The following is a 1,306-nucleotide window of genomic DNA, read 5'->3' on the forward strand; positions in this document are numbered from 1 at the left end:
TTATTTTCATAATATTATATWTTAGTTTTTCAATATTACCCCAAATTTTAATAGCAAAAAATACCTACTTGTAGGTATTTTTTGAAAGACAATCTAAGAAATGTGCAATGGGTTGAGGAAAAATTAAGTTTTAGAATAATCAAAATATTTTTTTAAGACTTTTCAATAATGGAATAAAAATGGAACTCCTACTTACATCAATAAAGCATATCAAGAACATTATTTTCTCTTTTAAATAAACAAAGCCCCAAGGATTCCTTGGGGCTTTGTTTATTTAGGAATTTAATAAAGCTCAATTTTGATTTTCAAATGACCTTTCGTCACATCAATAGGATTATAAGTGATTTCTCTCTCGTGATAATACCAATCACTTCTGATCACACGGTCAATTTTTCCTGCTTCAAATTTATGATTTCCATTGATCATGAAATCCCCGTCTACCTCTCCTTTGATGGTTAAAATAGAAGTTACAATTCTTTTTGGATCAGTTTTATATTGAATGATTTGAGTTTGAGACACCTCTTCGATTTTTGTAAAACCCAACTCACCCTTAACAAAACTGAATACTTTAAATAATCCAAAAATAATGATTACGAATATTGAGGTGTATTTTATAAATTTTTTCATAGTTAATTGCATAAAATATCAGATGAAACAACTTCTGAAAGGCCCAACACAATTTCATTATTTTGATCTAATTGATCTAACACAACTAATTCTCCATTGTATAATGCTTGAAGAACTAAACTTACTACGTTTGACTCGTTTGCTATTTGACCTATATTTCTTCCTACTTGATTATTATGTAAATCCATTGTTTTTTCTAGTTCTTCTCCTATAGGCGCATCTGCTAATCGAGCGGAAGCATTGCTATCTGAGCTAATACCTACTTCATAACCAATTTCTGCCATTCCCTCCAATTCATTCATATTGACATCTGACCAAACTATGCCAACGCCATCCGAGGGGTTTCCTATGAGGTATTGATCTATGACAGCTTCATGTCTTTCGGCAAGTTGTCTTAGGGAAAGTGTGCCAGAGATAAGTTCTATGACTCTAGCTCTGAGTAATTCACCTTCTGTACCATACTCGAATACCAATCTACGAATATAATTCTGATCTCCATATTCCCTATTCATCCACCTGTGATATGGAGCTACAAGAAATGTGGCTTGTTTTTCTACCAATTTTGACTTTTCCCATACAGGAAAGTAATCGCCATAATTGCTGACTCTGCCAGTTTTGCTTTCAGGCTTTCCAAAAGTACTATTCAGGTCATAATAATCTTTGGCTTTGGCTAGGAGTT

Annotated in this window: 2 protein-coding genes; both read right to left on the reverse strand. The window is 32.6% G+C overall.

Annotated elements, in window-relative coordinates; genetic code table 11:
* Positions 1 to 282 precede the first annotated feature (282 nt).
* On the reverse strand, positions 283 to 627 hold the full coding sequence (locus MM213_RS20635; protein ID WP_241414776.1) for a hypothetical protein: 345 nt from the start codon (positions 625 to 627) through the stop codon (positions 283 to 285).
* A 2-nt stretch (positions 628 to 629) separates the two neighbouring features.
* Positions 630 to 1,306: hypothetical protein (locus tag MM213_RS20640; RefSeq protein WP_241414777.1), on the reverse strand; the 677-nt coding region annotated here is incomplete at its 5' end.

The sequence above is a fragment of the Belliella alkalica genome, assembly GCF_022549785.1.
Taxonomy (GTDB): Bacteria; Bacteroidota; Bacteroidia; order Cytophagales; family Cyclobacteriaceae; genus Belliella; species Belliella alkalica.